Source organism: Pseudomonas sp. GD04091 (assembly GCF_029836165.1).
Lineage (GTDB): Bacteria > Pseudomonadota > Gammaproteobacteria > Pseudomonadales > Pseudomonadaceae > Aquipseudomonas.
The window spans coordinates 29,413-47,063 of the sequence record NZ_JAOEBG010000014.1 but is presented as its reverse complement, the minus strand read 5'-3'; the positions used below and the strand labels follow the sequence as shown (position 1 = coordinate 47,063).

The 17,651-nt window shown below is 65.7% G+C and carries 14 protein-coding genes; 9 read left to right on the top strand and 5 right to left on the bottom strand.

All coding sequences use genetic code 11. The features are described from left to right. Positions 1-54 precede the first annotated feature (54 nt). Positions 55-2,346: a beta-glucosidase BglX gene (gene bglX, locus N7422_RS17230; RefSeq protein WP_279807664.1), complete on the bottom strand. Its 2,292-nt coding sequence runs from the start codon at positions 2,344-2,346 to the stop codon at positions 55-57. Between the two features lie 201 nt (positions 2,347-2,547). On the opposite strand from bglX, the gene N7422_RS17225 reads away from it, so the two are divergent. The 4 genes from N7422_RS17225 (at position 2,548) to N7422_RS17210 (ending at position 5,468) form a co-directional block, all read left to right on the top strand. Further along, positions 2,548-3,156: a TPM domain-containing protein gene (locus N7422_RS17225; RefSeq protein WP_279807663.1), complete on the top strand. Its 609-nt coding sequence runs from the start codon at positions 2,548-2,550 to the stop codon at positions 3,154-3,156. 170 nt (positions 3,157-3,326) lie between these two features. After that, complete coding sequence (locus tag N7422_RS17220) at positions 3,327-4,547, top strand: SAM-dependent methyltransferase (RefSeq protein WP_279807662.1); 1,221 nt, start codon at positions 3,327-3,329, stop codon at positions 4,545-4,547. 154 nt (positions 4,548-4,701) lie between these two features. After that, positions 4,702-4,974, top strand: a complete 273-nt coding sequence (locus N7422_RS17215) for a hypothetical protein (RefSeq protein WP_279807661.1) — start codon at positions 4,702-4,704, stop codon at positions 4,972-4,974. Continuing rightward, positions 4,974-5,468: a DNA-binding protein gene (locus N7422_RS17210; RefSeq protein WP_279807660.1), complete on the top strand. Its 495-nt coding sequence runs from the start codon at positions 4,974-4,976 to the stop codon at positions 5,466-5,468. Before N7422_RS17215 ends, N7422_RS17210 begins: the two co-directional genes overlap by 1 nt. Before the next feature lie 33 nt (positions 5,469-5,501). Here the strand turns inward: N7422_RS17210 and N7422_RS17205 are convergent, their stop codons facing one another. The 4 genes from N7422_RS17205 to N7422_RS17190 form a co-directional block, all read right to left on the bottom strand. Continuing rightward, complete coding sequence (locus tag N7422_RS17205; protein ID WP_279807659.1) at positions 5,502-8,054, bottom strand: TonB-dependent hemoglobin/transferrin/lactoferrin family receptor; 2,553 nt, start codon at positions 8,052-8,054, stop codon at positions 5,502-5,504. Positions 8,055-8,166: 112 nt separating this feature from the next. After that, positions 8,167-9,120, bottom strand: coding sequence for a FecR domain-containing protein (locus N7422_RS17200; protein WP_279807658.1), 954 nt, complete (start codon positions 9,118-9,120; stop codon positions 8,167-8,169). Next, positions 9,117-9,650, bottom strand: a complete 534-nt coding sequence (locus tag N7422_RS17195; RefSeq protein ID WP_279807657.1) for an RNA polymerase sigma factor — start codon at positions 9,648-9,650, stop codon at positions 9,117-9,119. Before N7422_RS17195 ends, N7422_RS17200 begins: the two co-directional genes overlap by 4 nt. Before the next feature lie 76 nt (positions 9,651-9,726). Next, on the bottom strand, positions 9,727-10,743 hold the full coding sequence (locus N7422_RS17190; RefSeq protein ID WP_279807656.1) for a DUF4917 family protein: 1,017 nt from the start codon (positions 10,741-10,743) through the stop codon (positions 9,727-9,729). A 151-nt stretch (positions 10,744-10,894) separates the two neighbouring features. Here N7422_RS17190 and N7422_RS17185 point away from each other — a divergent pair, with 151 nt between their 5' ends. From N7422_RS17185 to N7422_RS17165, 5 genes are all read left to right on the top strand, one after another. Continuing rightward, entirely contained in the window at positions 10,895-11,947 is a 1,053-nt protein-coding gene (locus N7422_RS17185) for a glycerophosphodiester phosphodiesterase family protein (RefSeq protein ID WP_279807739.1), read from the top strand. Between the two features lie 84 nt (positions 11,948-12,031). Further along, positions 12,032-12,568, top strand: a complete 537-nt coding sequence (locus N7422_RS17180) for an RNA polymerase sigma factor (protein WP_279807655.1) — start codon at positions 12,032-12,034, stop codon at positions 12,566-12,568. Next, on the top strand, positions 12,561-13,541 hold the full coding sequence (locus N7422_RS17175) for a FecR domain-containing protein (protein ID WP_279807654.1): 981 nt from the start codon (positions 12,561-12,563) through the stop codon (positions 13,539-13,541). Before N7422_RS17180 ends, N7422_RS17175 begins: the two co-directional genes overlap by 8 nt. 52 nt (positions 13,542-13,593) lie before the next feature. Then, the gene (locus tag N7422_RS17170; RefSeq protein ID WP_279807653.1) at positions 13,594-15,957 is read left to right on the top strand and encodes a TonB-dependent receptor; all 2,364 of its coding nucleotides are present in this window, start codon (positions 13,594-13,596) and stop codon (positions 15,955-15,957) included. A 34-nt stretch (positions 15,958-15,991) separates the two neighbouring features. Further along, positions 15,992-17,557 carry an alpha/beta hydrolase-fold protein gene (locus tag N7422_RS17165; protein WP_279807652.1) on the top strand — a complete coding sequence of 522 codons (1,566 nt, stop codon included), beginning with the start codon at positions 15,992-15,994 and terminating at the stop codon, positions 17,555-17,557. Positions 17,558-17,651: the final 94 nt, after the last annotated feature.

Genomic DNA, 17,651 nt, shown 5'->3' with positions numbered 1-17,651 from the left:
AAATACTTGAAACCCGTGGGCGCGGGCTGGCCCCCGCGATGAGGCCGGACCGGCTTAGCGCAGCTCGAAGCTCTGCTGCTGCACCGTCTGCGAATCGAGGCCGATCTGCACATCGAACTGGCCCGCTTCGGCAACCCGTTGCAGTTGGCCATTGTAGAACTTCAGGTCTTCCTCGCTGATGTCGAAGGTCAAGGTTCGCGCCTCGCCGGCCTTGAGCATCAGCTTCTGGAAGTTCTTCAGTTCCTTCACCGGGCGACTCATCGACGCACTCTCGTCGCGAATATAGAGCTGCACCACGGTCTCGCCGTCACGCTTGCCGGTGTTCTTCACGGTGACCTTGGCCTGCAGGGTGCCGCCGCGCTCGAGCGTCTTGTGCGAAAGCTTCAGCCCGGACAGCTCGAAGTTCGTGTAGCTCAGGCCGTAGCCGAACGGGTACAGCGGGCCATTGGGCTCCTCGAAGTACTGCGAGGTGTAGTTGCCCGGCTTGCCTGGCGTGAACGGGCGGCCGATGCGCATGTTGTTGTAGTACATCGGGATCTGCCCGACCGAGCGCGGGAAGGTGATGGCCAGGCGCCCGGAAGGGTTGTAGTCGCCGAACAGCACGTCGGCGATGGCGTTGCCGCCCTCGGTGCCGCTGAACCAGGTCTCGAGGATGGCATCGGCTTGCTCGCGCTCCCAGGCGATCGACAGCGGGCGGCCGTTCATCAGCACCAGCACCAGGGGCTTGCCGGTAGCCTTGAGCGCCTTGATCAGGTCACGCTGCATCGCCGGAATCTCCAGGGTGGTGCGGCTCGAGGATTCATGGGACATGCCACGGGACTCACCGACCACGGCCACCACCACATCCGACTGCTTCGCCGCCTTGACCGCTTCGTCGATCAGCACGGCGGCCGGGCGCGGGTCGTCGATGATCTCCGGGGCGGCGAAGTTGAGGAAGTTCAGGTAATCGAACATCGCCTTGTCGCCGGTGACGTTGGAGCCCTTGGCGTAGACCACCTGCGCCTTGCCGGCAACGGCGCGGACCAGCCCTTCGCGCACGGTGACCGAGTGTTCCGGGCGACCATCGGCGGCCCAGCTGCCCATCATGTCGATCGGTGCGTCGGCCAGCGGACCGACCAGGGCGATGGTGCCGGCTTTCTTCAGCGGCAGGGTCTGGTCACGGTTCTCCAGCAGCACCAGGCTGCGGCGGGCGACGTCGCGAGCGGCCTCGCGGTGCAGGCGATCGTTGCCGTAGTAGTCCTTGAGGTCGGTCTCGGCCTTGCCGATGCGCACGTACGGGTCCTTGAACAGGCCCATGTCGTACTTGGCGCCGAGCACTTCACGCACGGCCTGGTCCAGTTCGGCCTGGGTGACTTCACCGGACTTGAGCAGGCCCGGTAGCTCTTCGCCGTAGAGCGTGTCGTTCATGCTCATGTCGATGCCGGCCTTGATCGCCAGCTTGGCGGCCTCGCGGCCATCGCGGGCGACGCCATGGCGGATCAGTTCCTGGATGGCGCCGTGGTCGCTGATGGTCACGCCCTTGAAGCCCCACTCCTTGCGCAGCAGGTCGTTCATCAGCCAGGTGTTGGAGGTGGCCGGCACGCCGTTGATCGAGTTCAGCGCCACCATCACCCCACCGGCCCCGGCATCGAGCGCGGCGCGGTAGGGGGGCAGGTAGTCGTTGTACATCTTCGGCAGGCTCATATCGACCGTGTTGTAGTCGCGCCCGCCTTCCACCGCGCCGTACAGGGCGAAGTGCTTGACGATGGCCATGATGCTGTCGGGATTGGCCGGGCTCGAGCCCTGGAACGACCTGACCATCACCTGGCCGATCCGCGAGGTCAGGTAGGTGTCCTCGCCGAAGCCTTCGCTGGTGCGACCCCAACGCGGGTCGCGGGCGATGTCGACCATAGGCGCGAAGGTCATGTCCAGCGAATCGGCGGCGGCTTCGATGGCCGAGGTGCGGCCGACCTTGGCGATGGCATCCATGTCCCAGGTGGCGGCCAGGCCCAGGCTGATCGGGAAGATGGTGCGCTCGCCGTGGATGGTGTCGTAGGCGAAGAACATCGGGATCTTCAGGCGGCTGCGCATGGCAGCGTCCTGCATCGGCCGGTTCTCGGGGGCGGTGCGCGAGTTGAAGGTGCCGCCGATGCGCCCGGCGGCGATTTCTTCGCGGATCTTCTCGCGGGGCATCTCGGGGCCGATGCTGATCAGGCGCAGTTGGCCGATCTTCTCGGCTTCGGTCATCTGGCCGACCAGGTGATCGATGAACGCCTGCTTGTCCTGCAGGGGCGCGGCGGTGGAGGCGGCAAGGGCCGCCTGACTGGCAAGGCCCATGGCCAGGCCCAGCAAAGACAGTTTCATCATCAATTCCGTTGTCGAGTGTATGCGGTTGTGAGAGACGTTTCGTACGTCTGTTGTTGTAACGTCCGCTGGCTGTTTTTCGGACCGTTCTCCAGGATCCGACGCAGGCGCGGATTATGCCTTATATATGGCGCTTGTTGAGATACACTCTCGCCCACCCGAGTGCCGGGATAACAACGACAAGAACGCTCGAGAGACGATGGCATGACCGAATACGAACAGCGGCAGATCGCCGAGGCGATCGCCCGCGCCGAGCGGCGCACCGACGCGGAACTGGTCACGGTGCTGGCCCGCCGCGCCGACGACTTCCCTTACCTGCCCTTGCTCTGGGCCGCTTTGCTGGCCTTGCTGGTACCGGGCGCGCTGCACCTGTGGCTGGGCGGGATCGGGGTCAACGGCCTGCTGCTGGCGCAGATGCTGACCTTCATCGGCCTGTGCCTGGTGCTGCGTCATCCGCGCCTGGCCGTCTGGGTGGTGCCGTCGTTGCTGCGTCGCCGGCGCGCCTCCGGGCTGGCCCGCCAGCAGTTTCTCGAACTCAACCTGCAGCGCACCGCGGGCGCCACCGGGGTGCTGATCTTCGTCAGCGAGGCCGAACGCCATGTCGAAATCCTGGTCGACGAGGGCATCGCCCGGCACCTGCCCGAGCAGGCGCGCGAAGCCATTGTCGCGCGGTTCACTGTCCAGGTACGGCAAGGACGGACATTGCAAGGCTTCGTCGAGTGCATCGAGGCCTGTGGCGAGCTGCTCAGCGAACATGTGCCGCCGACCCACGCCCGCAATGAGCTGCCCAACCGCCTGGTGATTCTCGACTGATCCGCTCCTTCAGGGATCGCGCAAGGCGGCTGGGGTGGGTGGGGCGGTGAAGCGGACACCAAGCGGTCTGGCAGCGGCCCGCCGCCGCAGGGGTTCGCGATGGGCCGACATCGACGTAGAATGCCTCGCATTGCGCAACGCGCTCCCCGCATTCCGAGGCACCCGCTCCCATGTCTTCTTCCTCTTCCGCTCCCACCGCGCCGGATGCGCGTGCCCAGTTCCTGAGCCTGCTGGCCGATGCCCTGGCCGATGGCAGCCTGGGCAAGCTGGTGCTGGCCCGCCACGTCGGCGCCGACCAGAGCTTGCAACGGATCATCGCCAAGCCGGTGCAGCTCAAGGGCCAGGCCTGCCTGCAACTGGTCTACCGTCACCAGACCCGCGACATCACCCGCAACCTGCCGTTGGACCAGGCCCAGGCGCTGGTCGCCGAACTGTTGCCGGAAAGCTTTCGCAACGCCCACCTGTTCACCGCCGCGGGTGAAGTGCAGCTTGGCTTCAGCAAGAAGGGCAAACCGATGTTGCAGCGTCACCTGGCGCAACAGCTCCAGCCTGATGTGGCCGCGACCGGGCACGACCGGCAGAAGAAGCGCTACCTGGAGCTGTCACGGCCGTTCCTTCGCGATCTCGGGGTGACCGATGCGCAAGGTGCGCTGATTCCGTCGATGTCGCGCAAATGGAAGCAGATCAACAAGTTCATCGAAGTCTTCGACCATGCCCTGGCCAGCGCGCCGGTCGCGGCGGATCAGGTGTTGCGGGTGGCCGACTTCGGTTCGGGCAAGGGCTACCTGACCTTCGCCATGCACGATTACCTGCGCGACACCCTTGGACGCGAGGCAAAGGTCACCGGTGTCGAGCTGCGTCCGGACATGGTCGAGCTGTGCAACGCCGCCGCCGCGCGCCTGGAGCATCCGGGCCTGGTGTTCGAATGCGGTGATGTGCGCAGCGTGGTCCCCGACGCCATCGAGGTGATGATCGCCCTGCATGCCTGTGACATCGCCACCGACTATGCCATCCATACCGGCATCCGCTGCAACGCCGCGATCATCATGTGCTCGCCGTGCTGCCACAAGCAGATCCGCCCCCAGTTGCACAGCCCCAGCCTGCTGCAGCCGATGCTGCAGTACGGCCTGCACCTCGGGCAGCAGGCCGAGATGCTCACCGACAGCCTGCGCGCCTTGTACCTGGAAGCCTGCGGCTACGAGACCAAGGTGTTCGAGTTCATCTCGCTGGAGCACACCAACAAGAACAAGATGATTCTGGCGGTCAAGCGTCGACAGCCGCAGGACAATGCGGCCCTGCTGGAGAAGATTGCCGAACTCAAGGCGTTCTACGGCGTGCGCGAGCACTGCCTGGAAACCCTGCTGCAGGCCGATGGGCTGATCGCCGGGTAGGGTTTCCCGATTTGCGATAGGACGCTTCCCAAGCGCTGATCGCGAGGCGGAGTGATGGGATACGAGATCTAGGCTGGGTCGGGATGACGCCCGTCGATATCTCGTGGTTGTCGATTGACAACCTTATTCCCATGTCCATACTGGAGCACAGCTGATGGCCCGCCCCGCACACCCCAACAAGGAAGTCGAGCAGACCCTGACACACGCCGAGGCGCAGGGCTGGAAAGTCGTGGTACGAGGTGGCCATTGCTGGGGGCGCATCTACTGCCCCAACAACGACCGCGAATGCCGTTGCGGCGAGTTCTGCATCACCAGCGTGTGGAGCACGCCGAAAAACCCGGGCAACTTCGCCCGTCAGTTACGGCGGATCGTCGACAACTGCACGTCGACGCGCGGCATCGTCAATCAGTCCGTGGAGCGCAAGTGATGGAGTATGAATTCACCCTCAAGTACCAGTTGACCGACGATGAAGATGTCGATGCGCTGGTCGAACGCCTGGGAGAGAGCGGCTGCGACGACGCCGTGGTCGGTATCGGCCAGCCAGGCCGCCTGGCGTTGGCCTTCGCCCGTGAAGGGGCGACTGCCTGGGAGGCCATGCACAGCGCCCTGGCGGATGTTCGGCGTTTGATACCGCACGCCCGCTTGATCGAGGCCAGCCCTGATCTGGTCGGCCTCAGCGATGTGGCTGAGCTGGTGGGCGTCTCCCGGCAGAACATGCGCAAACTGATGCTCTCTCACCACCGCAGTTTTCCAGTGCCGGTGCATGACGGCAGCCTGTCGCTCTGGCACCTCGCCGACATCCTTTCGTGGATGCAGGCTCGGGGAAACTACAGCATCGCCCAGACCCTGTTGGAACTGGCCCTTGTGGCAATGCAAGTCAATGTCGCCAGGGCACAGGAGCGAGTGACCGGCGGGCGGTGATGCGGTCCCTCGCATCAGTGCCGATTGGCTGCTTCAGAAGAACCGGGTCACGCTGATCTTGGCATTGCGTCCGACGGTATAGGCGTTTTCCCCCGACAGCTCTGGTCTGATCGCCTTGTTGAACAGGTTGTCCACGGTCAGGTTGACCTCGGTTCCCTTCAGGTAGGGCTGTTGCGGTTTCCAGTTGGCGAACAGTCCGTGGATCTCGTACTTCTCGTTGCCGAAGTTGTCGTAGTAACGGTCACCGAGCGCGCTGGCCGGGCCTTCGAAGTACTTGTCGCTGGGCAGGTGGTGGGTCGCGCCGACGAATTGCGCGGTCCAGCCGACGCGGGCGTCCCAGGCCGGAATCTTCACGCCCAGGGTGGTGATCCATTTGGGCGCCGGCACGTCCTTGGCCCACACATCCGGCCCCCACGGGTTGGTGTAGGCACCTTCATGGCGGCCTTCCATCCAGGCGTACGACACCGCACCGAACAGGTAGGTGGAGTCGTAGAACGTCTCGATCTCGAAGCCCTTGTAGACCACGTCGCCGATGTTGCGGTAGTTGCCCATCAGGCCACCGCCACAGGTGTTGGCGATGCTGCCGCCGGTGACCAGCTGTTCCTGGCAGCCGACGCCGGTGGCCTTGAAGATCTCGTCGGTGATCTTGTTGCGAAACAGCGTGGCGCGCACCTGGGCGCTGTCGCCCTGGGTGAACACGTTGGAGAAGTCGCTGATGCTGCCCACGCGCACGCCGGTGATACGTTCAGGGTCGAGGTTGCGGCTGGTGGCGGTGCGGCTGCCCACCCCTTGCACCTCGTACTGCTCGTCCAGCACCGGGGCGCGCCAGGTCTTGCTGTAGTCGGCGAACAGGGCGGTCTGCTCGGTGACTTTCCAGAACAGCGACAGGCGTGGCGACCAGCCACTGTAGGTCTTGTCGCTGTAGTCGTGACCCGCGGCCGGATTGTTGTAGTAGGGCGCCTGGTTGGGCTTGCCTTCGTTGGTGACGTGGTCATAGCGCAGCGAAGGGGTGATGGTCAGGCTGCCCAGGGTGATGGCGTCCTGCAGGTAGTAGCCCTGGCTGTCGACCTGGCCGCTGGGCATGAAGTACGGCTGGTAATGGCCATAGTTGTACTTGGGCACCTCATAGGTCTTGCCGGGCATCCACATCTGCGTGTCGCGATCGTGGCGGCGGACCTGCACGCCCGCGGTCAGCGCGTGTTCCAGCGGCCCGGTGAGGAAGCTGCTGGTGTTCTTCACGTCGAGCATGCGGTCCTTGTACTCGGTGTCCATCTTGCGCCCGCCGGTGGCTGGCTGGAAGAACGCCGTGGCGTCGCGCTCGTCGGTCTGCTTGGTGTCGGATTCGGAATATTTCACCTGCAGGTCGACCCACGGATTCTCGATCGGCTGGTACTTGTAGGTCGCCGACCAGGTGGTGTCGATGGTGGTGCGGTTGGCCAGGAAGCGCTTGAGCGAACCTTCGTAGCCATATTTCTTGATGTCCGCGGCCGACGGCGGAGCCGGGTAGGCGGTGGAGGCGAAGGTGGTCCAGCGTTCGCTCTGCGAGCGTGAGTAGGAGAGCCCCAGGCTGTGTTCGTCGGTGAAGTGGACATTGCCCTTGAGCAGCATGCCATCCAGGTCCAGGGCGCTGTAGGGCACGCGCTTGGGGTTGATCGGCCACTGGTTGTTCGGGTCGGGCAGGTTGTCGGCCATCTTCAGGTTGCCGCCGTCGCGCTTGGTGTAATAGACCAGGCCATCGAAGCGGCCATCATCGCTGCGGCCGAACAGCGCCGAGCTGTAGATCTGCTGGTGGTCGTTGCTGGCATAGCCGTACTTGAGCATGGCGCCGCTGTTGCGGCCTTCCTGCAGCAGGTCGCCGGCGTCCTTGGTCTCCATGTTGACGCTGCCGCCGAAACCGCCGTTGCCGGTCTTCACCGAGTGCGGCCCCTTGTCCACTTCGATGTGCTTGATCAGTTCCGGCTCGATGAAGATCGTGCCTTGCTGGTAGCGTTCGAAGCCGCTCTTGGGGGCGCCGTCGAGGGTCATTGGCACGTCTTCGGCATCGCCCAGGCCCCAGATGTTGATGGTCTGGCCGCCGGGCTTGGAGGAACCGCCCATGTTCACGCCCGGCAGGGTGGCGAGCACGCTGGGGATGTTGTTCGGCTGATAGCGGTCGATCTGTTCCTGGTCGAGGGTCGAGCGCCCGACGTTGCCTGCGTCGACCTGCTGGCCGTCACCGACGATGCTCAAGGCGCCGAGCTGGATGCTGTTGTCGGCGCTCGGGTCGTCCTCGCGCAGGCGCACCACGTAGGTGTTGCCCATGCGCACGACGTTGAAGCGGCTGCCGATCAGCAGCCGGCTGATGGCCGTTTCGGCTTCGAAGTCGCCCTTCAGGGCCGGAGCCTGGGTCGTGCCGAGCAGGGCCTCGTCGAACAGCAGCTGAACCTTGGCCTGCTGGGCCAGCTGGCTCAACGAGCGAGCCAGCGGTTGCGCTGGCAGGTCGAACGGCACGGGAGCGGCTTCGGCGGCCAGGCTCACGGCCAGGCACAGGGCGAGCAAGGTAGGTCGGGCAGGCAGGCAGTGCAACGGACGCAACGCGGACAACATGGATTCCCCCAAACGGCAAAAGGCCGGAAAAAGCCCGCCATCACGCGGCAGGCGAGGAGGAAGACGCGTCTTTGCGAAAAAGCCTCACCTGCGAATGATAAAAATTCTCAAATTATTTTCGGCGCCGCTCGATGCGCAGGCGGCCGTCGGCCAGTAAGGTGGTCTTGACCGGTAGCAAGGCGGGCAGTGCGTTGAGCAGCGCGTCTGGATCGTGCACATCGAGATTGCCGGAGACCTTGTAGCGACCCAGGGCCGGATCGGCCAGCACCACCGGCTGTTGGCGGTAGAGCCCGAGTTCGTCGATCAGGCTGGCCAGCTCGCGATTGCGGAAGCTCACATGGCCCTCGCGCCAATCGGCGACGGACTGCTCGCCCAGTTCCTGGCGGGTCAGGCTGCCTTGGGCCAGGTCGTAGGTGGCGCCCTGCTGGGCGCCGAGCAGCAGCGGGGCGTTTCGCTCGCCGGGCGTTTCGAACGCCACCTGGCCGTGAGCGACGCCAACCACCAGTTCACGGTCGCCACGCCGCAGGTCGAAACCGGTACCGACGACACGCACCCGGCCGCTGCCGGCGTCGACGAACAGCGGGCGTTCCTTGTCGGGCGCGACGTCGATGTATAGCTGGCCATGATCGAGGTGGATCAGCCGGCGTTCGGCGCTGAAATCCAGGCGCAGGCGGGTCTGGCTGTTCACGTACAGCTGGCTGCCGTCGGGCAGTTGCAGGTGCTGCGCTGTCTGGCTGGCGGCAATGCGCTGGCTGACCGTTTCGCTGCCGGCGCCTGGGTTGCCGACCACTATCGCGCACAGCAGCGCCGCCGCTGTCGCCAGGGTCGGACGCCAGCGCGGCGGGCGGCGGACCGGCAGCGGGACCGGGCGGTTGGCTTGCTTGAGCGCCGCCAGGTCGTCCCACAGTTGTTCGAACTGGCGATAGGCGCGCGCGTGCTCCGCTACCTGCATCCATTGGGCGAATGCCTTGCGCTCCTCCCGTGAAGGGGCATTGCGGTTGCGACTGAACCAGCTCGCCGCCTGGGCGTCGATCGGGCGCGGGTCGAGCTCGTCGGTGGGGGTCATGAGGACTGCTCCATGCCGGTGTCACTGTCCAGGCGTTGCTTGCATTGCAGCAGGGCGGCGGCGATGTGCTTCTCGACCATGCTGACGGAAATGTTCATGCGTTCGGCGATCTGGGCCTGGGTCAGGCCTTCGAAACGGTGCAGCATAAGGGCTTCGCGTCGTCGCGGCGAGAGCTCGGCGAGCACTTGGCGCAATTGATTCAGCCGTTGCTGCTGCTGGGCGTGCTCCAGCGGGTCGTTGGCCGGCGCAGGCGGCTCGTCCGGCAAGCTGTCGTCGGCCAGTACCGCATGGCGCACCTTCTGCCGTCGCCAGTGGTCGCTGAGCAGGTTACGCGCCATCTGGAACAGGAACGCTCGGGGCTGCTCCACCTTGGCCCGGTCCCGGTAGCCAAGCCATTGCGCGAACACGTCCTGGGTCATGTCCGCGGCATCGCTGGCATTGTCCATGCGCTTGCGCAGGAAATGCAGGATGTCGGCATAGAAACCGCGACAGGTTTCCTGGGCGGCGGGGTCGGGCTTGGGGCGCTGCATGCACGCTTTCCGGGGTTGGCGAGAGGAAAGGGTGCGGATCTTATCGAGAATTATTTACATTTGCAAAGTGGCACGATCAACGCCGCCGGTTGTGTTCGGCAGGCACGGGAATGGCCAGTTCGGGGAGTCCCAGCGGGTGGCTGGAGGCATCGAAGAAATACAGTGAAGTGCCAGCTACTGCGCTGAAACGATCGGTAAAGTGCTGCTTCTGGTTGATGATTGACGCTTCGCTCAGTGGGCGGATGGCGATGGCCAGGTGACGGGGGCGCGCTTGGCGAATCGCCTCGAGCAGATGCTGGTCGCTGGCGTCCAGGTGCTGGCCGAACAGGCACAGGCCTTCCCGCTCCTGGGCGAGCTGTCCCAGGCTCCAGGACAGGTAGTCGGAGTTGCGCACGGCGCGCAGCTTGTCGTCGCTGCGGCTTTCATTGATGAACAGCGGCACCTCGCCAGGGATGTTGACGGCGAAGCCCTCCAGCAGTTCGGCCTGTTCGGCGCTGCGCTGGCGGGTGCTGCCGTCGGGCAGCTTGAGCAGGTGCATGCCGCCATGCAGGTGCAGGGCACGAATACCTTCTCCTGGCGCACGGCGGACATCGAAGAAGCCCTGTTCGTCGAACAGGCTGGCGAAGCCCTGTGGATCCTCGGCGATGGCCCAGGGCAGGATCAGGTCATAGTTGCTGGTGTAGACCGTGCGGTACTGACGCAACGCCTGGTTGACCGCCCGGCGCGTCTCGACGCTGAACAGCGGCCAGGGCAGATGCACGGCCCGTACCGCGTGGATCAGCGCTTCCTTGATCGAGTAATAGCGGTTCAGTGGCGCGGTGGAGTTGATCGCCAGGGCGGCGTTGGCGCGCACGGTCGTGTTCAGGGTGCTGAGCACGGGCTCGAACAGCTCGCTGCCGAGAGCCTTGAACAACGCCTGGTCGCTCACGCCCAGTGCCTTGTGCCGCACCCGTTGTGCCTCTTCGAACAGCGAAAAGTAGCCGAACGGTTTCCACAGCGCGCGGCTGGCACCATTGCCCAGCAGCAGGGCGGAGCAGGGGTGGCGCTGGTTGAGGTCGGCCCAGGCGGGCAGGTGGGTGTCGAGTGCGGGCATGGAAAATCCGTGGGCTGCGGGGGAAACGCGGGCGACTTTAGCATGTCATGCAGAGTGTGCGAGGCTTGCCGTCCACAGGAACGCGCCGCTGATAGCCATCGCGGGCCAGCCCACTTCTACAAGGAACAGTCGAATGCATACGCCCCTGATCATGGTCCTTGGCCTGAGCACGTTGTTGGCGACCGGCGCCACCTGCGCCGCCAGCAGCCAGGACCTCGCCAGTGCCCAAGGTATCCCGCTCCCTGCCGTGATCGCCCATCGCGGCGCCTCGTACGATGCCCCCGAGTCCACTCGGCCGGCCTACCTGCTGGCCCGCGAACTGGGTGCCGATTACCTGGAAATGGACCTGCAGCGTACCCGCGACGGCGTGCTGGTGGTGGTGCACGACGATGTGCTGGCCCGCACCAGCGATGTCGCCGAACGCTACCCCGAGCGCAAGGACAGCCCGGTCAGTGCGTTCACCCTGGCCGAACTCAAGGCGCTGGACGCCGGCAGCTGGTTCAACAAGGCTTATCCAGAGCGGGCGCGTGAAGCGTTCAAGGCACAGCGGATTCTGACCCTCGACGAGGTGATCGACATCGCCGAAGGTAGCCCCGGGCGCCACCCTGGCCTCTACATCGAGACCAAGCAGCCGGCGCAGTTTCCCGGGATCGAGCAGGACCTGAAAGCCCGGCTCGAGGCACGGGGCTGGCTCGACGAGCCGGGCCGCGTGGTGTTGCAGACATTCGACCGCAACAGCCTCAAGCTGCTGCACGAGGCCATGCCGCAAATACCCAAGATCCTGCTGCTGTGGGTGGCCAAGGGGGCTATCGAACCTGCCTCCGGGCAGGACTTCGCCGAGTCCGGCGAAAGGGACAAGTCCGCCTTCTACGCCCGTCAGCAACCCAAGGACCGTGCCGAGTTCGAACGTTGGCTCGATTACGCCAAGGCGGATGGCGCCATCGGGACCGGACCCTCGGCGACCCGTACCCATCTGGGCGAGCAGAGCTATGCCGACCTGATCCAGCCCTGGATGAACCAGGCCAGCCATGACAAGGGCCTGCTGGTGCATGTGTACACCCTTGACCAGGCAGTGGACTTCGACAAGGCGATGAAAGCCGGCGTGGATGGCATCTTCACCAACCGCGCGGGTGAGCTGATGCGTTTCTACGGCCGTCCAGTGCCGCGCAGCGAAGGCCAGTTGCTGCAGTCGCTCGGCTACTGAGCGTCAAAGATGAGGCTGGCGATGGCTGAATGACATGTGTGAGAATGATAGGGATTCCTATTAACGGCCCTCGCCCGCTTCGCAATGACTTCCCTCTCCACCTGCTGGAGCGCCCGACCGGCCCTCCAGGCTGCCGTCGACGATCTGCTCGCCCACTACAGCGACCTGCGCCGCTATCTCTGCGCCCGCTTGCGCAATCCCGACGACGCGGCCGACATTGCCCAGTCCAGCTTCGCCCAGGCCTATGCCCATGCGCTCAATGCGCCGGTGATCAATGCCCGGGCCTTGCTGTTCCAGGCGGCGCGCAACCTGTGCATCGACCAGTACCGGCGCCGCAGCACCGAGTTGGCGGCGCTGGACGACTGGTTGGTACGGGCCGAGAGGCTCAGCCCCAGCGTCGAGGACATCATGATCGCGCGCGAGCAGCTGCAGCACTTGATCGCCCGTATCGAGCGCATGCCGAAGCTGCGTCGCGAGGTATTCGTGCGCGTGCGCCTGCACGGGCATAGCCATCGTGAGGTGTGCGAGGCACTGGGGCTGTCGGCCAAGTCGGTCGAGCTGCACATCGCCCGGGCGGTCTTCGACCTGTCCGAGCTGCGAATGGCGACCCGTCATGACTGAGCCCACTTCACCGCGCAAGGTACAGCAGGCACTGGTGTACCTGGCGGCCTTGCAGGGCGACGACCCCGAGCGCGTGAACAAGACCGAACGCCTGGCGCGGCGTTGGCGCAACAGAAGCGACGAGCATGAGCGCGCCTGGCAGGAGGCCGAGCAGCGCTGGCAGCTGGTCCATCGCCTGGCCCCGCAGCTGCGCGGCGCCCTGCAGCCGCAGGCCTGCGACCCCGGTCGCCGGCGCTTGCTGCGCCAGGGCGGCGCGCTGGCGCTGCTGCTGGCCACGGGCGGTTGGCTGGGCTGGATGTTCAAGCGCACCGCGCCGTTCCAGCAGGACCTGCAAACCGCGCATGCGCAGGCGCCCCGGGCGCTGGCGCTGCCCGATGGCAGCCAGCTGCTGGTGGCCGCCGAGAGCAACCTGCGTGTGCGCTTCGACCATGGCGAGCGCCAGGTACTGCTGCTGCATGGCAATGTCTTCTTCGATGTCGCCCACGAAATGTGGCGGCCGTTCCTGGTCAGCACCCGCCTTGGGCTGGTGCAGGTGCTGGGCACCGCGTTCACCGTCAGCGACCGCGGTGACCGGGTGCAGGTGGCGGTCTCCAGGGGGCGGGTGCAGGTACGTGACCTGCAGGGGAGGGAGCAGGTGCTCCAGGCGGGCGAGCGCATCTGCCTGGGCGGCGATGGACGCCTGGGCAATCTGCGTGCCGGTGGCCAGTTTGGCCCCGATCTGGCGCACTGGCGGCGCGGCTGGTGGTCGTTCACCGATCAACCGTTGGCCGAGGTGATCGGAGAACTGAACGCTTATGTCGCGCGAGCGGTCAAGGTCGATCCAGGCGCGGCCGACCTGCGCCTGACCGGCAGCTTCCCCAGCGATCGACCGGACGTGCTGCTCGAAGCCTTGCCGCGAATCCTGCCTGTCAGCGTGCTGGAGAAGGGCGGGCAGCCGCTGATCGTGCACGTGCGAAATGCGTTTGAGGGGTAAACCAGCGCTGCCGCGTCATCAGCTGTGAACCCACCTCTCGCAAGGACAGATCATGTCGTTTCTCTCCCTCCGTGCCCCCGGCACCCTGCGGCGCCTGGCCCTGGCCTGTGCCCTTGGCGGCAGCGGCCTGGCCCTGGCCGATAGCCAGCCACTGAACCTGGACCTGCCAGGTCAGTCACTGGAGGCCACGGTCCACGCACTGGCCCATGAGTCGGGCGTGGCCATCGCCGCCGACAGCCGCCTGCTCGCCGGGCGCAGCGCGCCGGCCTTGCAGGGCCGCTACACGGTGCTCCAGGCCCTGCGCCAGTTGCTGGCCGGCAGCGACCTGATGGCCGTGGAGGAGCGGGGCGTGATCATCCTGCGCGGGCCTGCCGAGGCTGGCGCCCTCACGCTGGGCGCGACCACGGTCAACGCCTCGGGTTTCAACAGCGACTTGCCGGAAAGCTACAGCGGCGGCCAGGTGGCCCGTGGCGCGCGCATCGGCATGCTGGGCAACCGTGATCTGATGGACACTCCCTTCAGCGTCACCGCCTACACCGCCAAGACCATCGAGAACCAGCAGAGCGGCACGGTCGGCGCGGTATTGCGCAATGACCCGTCCATCCGCTTCAGCACCGGGGAAGGGCATGCCTACGAGAACTTCATGATTCGGGGCTATGCGCTGGATTCCACCGAGTTGGCGTTGGGTGGCCTGTATGGCCTGGCGCCGGACGGCCATGTGCCGACCGAGTTCCTCGAGCGTGTGGAAGTGCTCAAGGGGCCGGGCGCGCTGCTCAATGGCATGGCGCCGAACGGTGGCGTGGGCGGTGTGGTCAACCTGGTGCCCAAGCGCGCCGGCGACACGCCACTGACCCGCCTGACCACCAGCTATGTGTCCGATGGCTACGTGGCCGAGCATCTCGATGTCGGCCGGCGTTTCGCCGAAGGTCGCTTCGGCATCCGTTTCAATGGCGTCTACGGCAGCGGTGACACCGGGGTCGACGAGCAGTCCAAGGATCGCACCCTGGCCGCCCTTGCCCTGGACTACCGGGGCGACGACTTCAAGCTTGAACTGGACGCCTACGAAAGCCACGAGAAGCTGGAAAACGGCAGCCCGATGATGGCCGGCTTCACCGGCCTCAATCAGGTGACCCGTGCGCCCAAGCCGGACACCAACATCCTCGAGGGCATCCATGCCCGGCAAATCAGCAAGGCCGTGGTGGTGCGCGGTGAGTATCAGCTCGATGACCACTGGAGCGCCTACGCCAGCGTCGGTGGTGCCCGGACCCGTTACGATGGTTTTCTCAATGGCACCCGCGTGGTGGTGGACAAGGCCGACGGCTCGGCCACCGGCGAAACCTACAACCAGGCCGGCTACACCCATAGCCTGTCCAGCGAGGCGGGGTTGCGCGGCGACTTCATGACGGGCCCGGTCAGCCATCAGTTGGTGCTCAGCACCACCTTGCTGCACCAGGACATCGGCCGTGCGCCCACGGTCACCGGCCCCAAGTACCCCACCAACATCTACCAGCCAGGCAAGGCGGTCATCGCCGGCAACCATGGCAGCAGCACCAAGACCGGCGACAACACCCTGTCGAGCTTCGCCGTGGCCGATACCCTGGGGTTCCTTGACGAGCGCGTGCTGCTGACCCTCGGCGTCCGCTCCCAGCGTGTCCGTCAGAAGATGAGCAGCCCCGCGTACGACGAGCGCAAGCTGACTCCGGCCGTGGGTATCGTGCTCAAGCCCTGGGATGCGCCGGTATCGCTGTACGCCAACTACATCGAGGGCTTGACCCAGGGTGGCATGGTGACGGACGTGAGGGCGGCCAACTACCGCGAACAGTTCGCGCCCTATGTCGCCAAGCAGATGGAGGCCGGGGTGAAGTGGGACCTGGGCGACTTCACCCATACCCTGGCGCTGTTCCAGATCGAGAAACCCAGCATGATCTACGACAAGCCCAGCAACCGTTACACCGATGACGGCGAGCAGCGCAACCGTGGCGTTGAGTGGACGATGTTCGGCGAGGTCGTCCCCAGCGTGCGCCTGCTCGGCGGTGTCACCTACACCCGTGCCGTGCTGAGCAAGACCGCCGGCGGCAGCCTGGACGGCAACACCGCCCGCGGCGTGCCGGCCTGGTCGGCCAACCTCGGCGCCGAGTGGGACCTGCCCTGGGTCGAGGGCCTGACCCTGACCGCCCTGGGCATCCACAGCAGTTCCCAGTACCTCGACTCGGCCAACCAGCTGAAGATCCCGCAGTGGACCCGTTACGACCTGGGCGCCCGTTATGCGACCAAGGTGCTGAGCAAGGACGTGACCCTGCGCGCGAGCCTGGAGAACGTCGAGAACCGCGCCTACTGGGCCGGGGTGTTCAACGACGGCTACGCGACGGTCAGCGAGCCGCGCACGCTCAAGCTTTCCGCCAGTGTCGACTTCTGAGGTGCTCATGCAGCGATTCAAACGATTGGCTGGCATGGGACTGCTCGCCGTACTCTGTTCGAGCGCGGCCGCAGGCGCCGATCTGGAGGTGGGGAGGGTGGTCGATGGCCAGGTCGGCGACACCGGCCAACCGGTCTGGCACCTGGCGCTCAAGGCCGGTGACCTGGTGCGCGGGCGCGTCGATGGCGATGTCAGCCTGCGCCTGCTGGATGCCGAAGGGCGGCCTTTGCGCCTGCTGGTCGACGGCCTGGACCAGCCCCGAGAGTTTCTGTTCGTGGCCGCGCAGGAGGGGCGTTACGGGGTGCGCGCCGAGTCGCTGGCGATCCGTCCTGCAGAGCATTTCAGCCTGCGCCTGGAGCAGGTGGTGCCGATTGGCGAGCAACGCCGTACCTCCGCCCCGCTGGCCAGTCCCACCCTGCGTGCGCTGCAACGGCAGTTGGCGACAGGGGGCGATACCAGAGCGTTCTGGAAGGCCCGTGCCAGAGAGGGGACGCCGTTGGTGGAAGCCATCCCGGGGCAGCCCGGGCAACGGCTGGTGACCTTTCTCTGGCGGGGCGCGCAGGACAATGTGCGGTTGTTCGGCGCTCCGTCGGGCAACCACGAGCCATTGTCCCGCCTGGGTACGAGCGATGTCTGGTACGGCAGTTTCGAGGTGCCCGCGGCCACTCGGCTGAGTTATCAGATGGCGCCGGACGTGCCGGTGTCGGATGACCGTCGGGTGATCCTTGCCAGCACCCGCCGCGATCCGCTCAACCCGAACACCTTCGCTGACGGTAGTGGCGATCCCTGGCTGTCGCGCTCGCGCCTGGAATTGCCGGACGCGGCATCTCAGCCCTGGGTCGCCGAGCGAGCAGGCGTGCCCCGTGGCAGCCTGGAGCGCAAACGCCTGGCCAGCCAATTGCTCGGCAATGAACGCGACATCTATCTCTACCGCCCGGTGGGCTGGCGCCCAGGCAAGGCCGATCAGGCCTTGCTGGTGCTGTTCGATGCCCATGCCTATACCCGCCAGGTGCCAACGCCGACCCTGCTCGACAACTTGATCGCCGATGGCCTGATCCCGCCCACCGCGGCGCTCATCATCGCCAATCCCAGCAGCCAGAGCCGTGAGCGGGAGCTGCCGCCCAATCCGTTGTTTGCCCGGTTCATGGCCGAGGAATTGATGCCCTGGGCCAGTGGTCAAGGCGTGTCGGCGCCCGCTTCGCGCACGGTGGTCGCAGGCTCGAGCTATGGGGGGCTGGCGTCGGCCTATATGGGGCTCAGTCACCCGGAGCTGTTCGGCAACGTGTTGAGCATGTCCGGCTCCTACTGGTGGCCGATGTCCGGCGCCGAGCCCGGCTGGTTGACCCGCGAGTACGTCAAGGCACCGCGCCAGCCGCTGCGGTTCTACCTGCAGGCGGGGCTGTTCGAAGGGCCGAGGATCCTCGACACCAACCGCCATCTGCGCGATGTGCTGCTGGCCAAGGGGTATCGAGTGGAGCAGGTGGAGTTCCCCGCCGGCCATGACTACCTGCAGTGGCGGGGTAGTCTGCCCTGCGGTTTGATCAGCTTGATCGGACAGGGCACTCAGGCTGTCGCGCGGGCGTGTGTACCGCAGGGTTGAGAGGCGTTGGGTTCAGCGTGGGAGTGCCTTCAGGACATGCTCAGGGTCGTTGTGGCTGCCACATCATTCCCTTCCGGCGCTGCTGTAGGTCTCC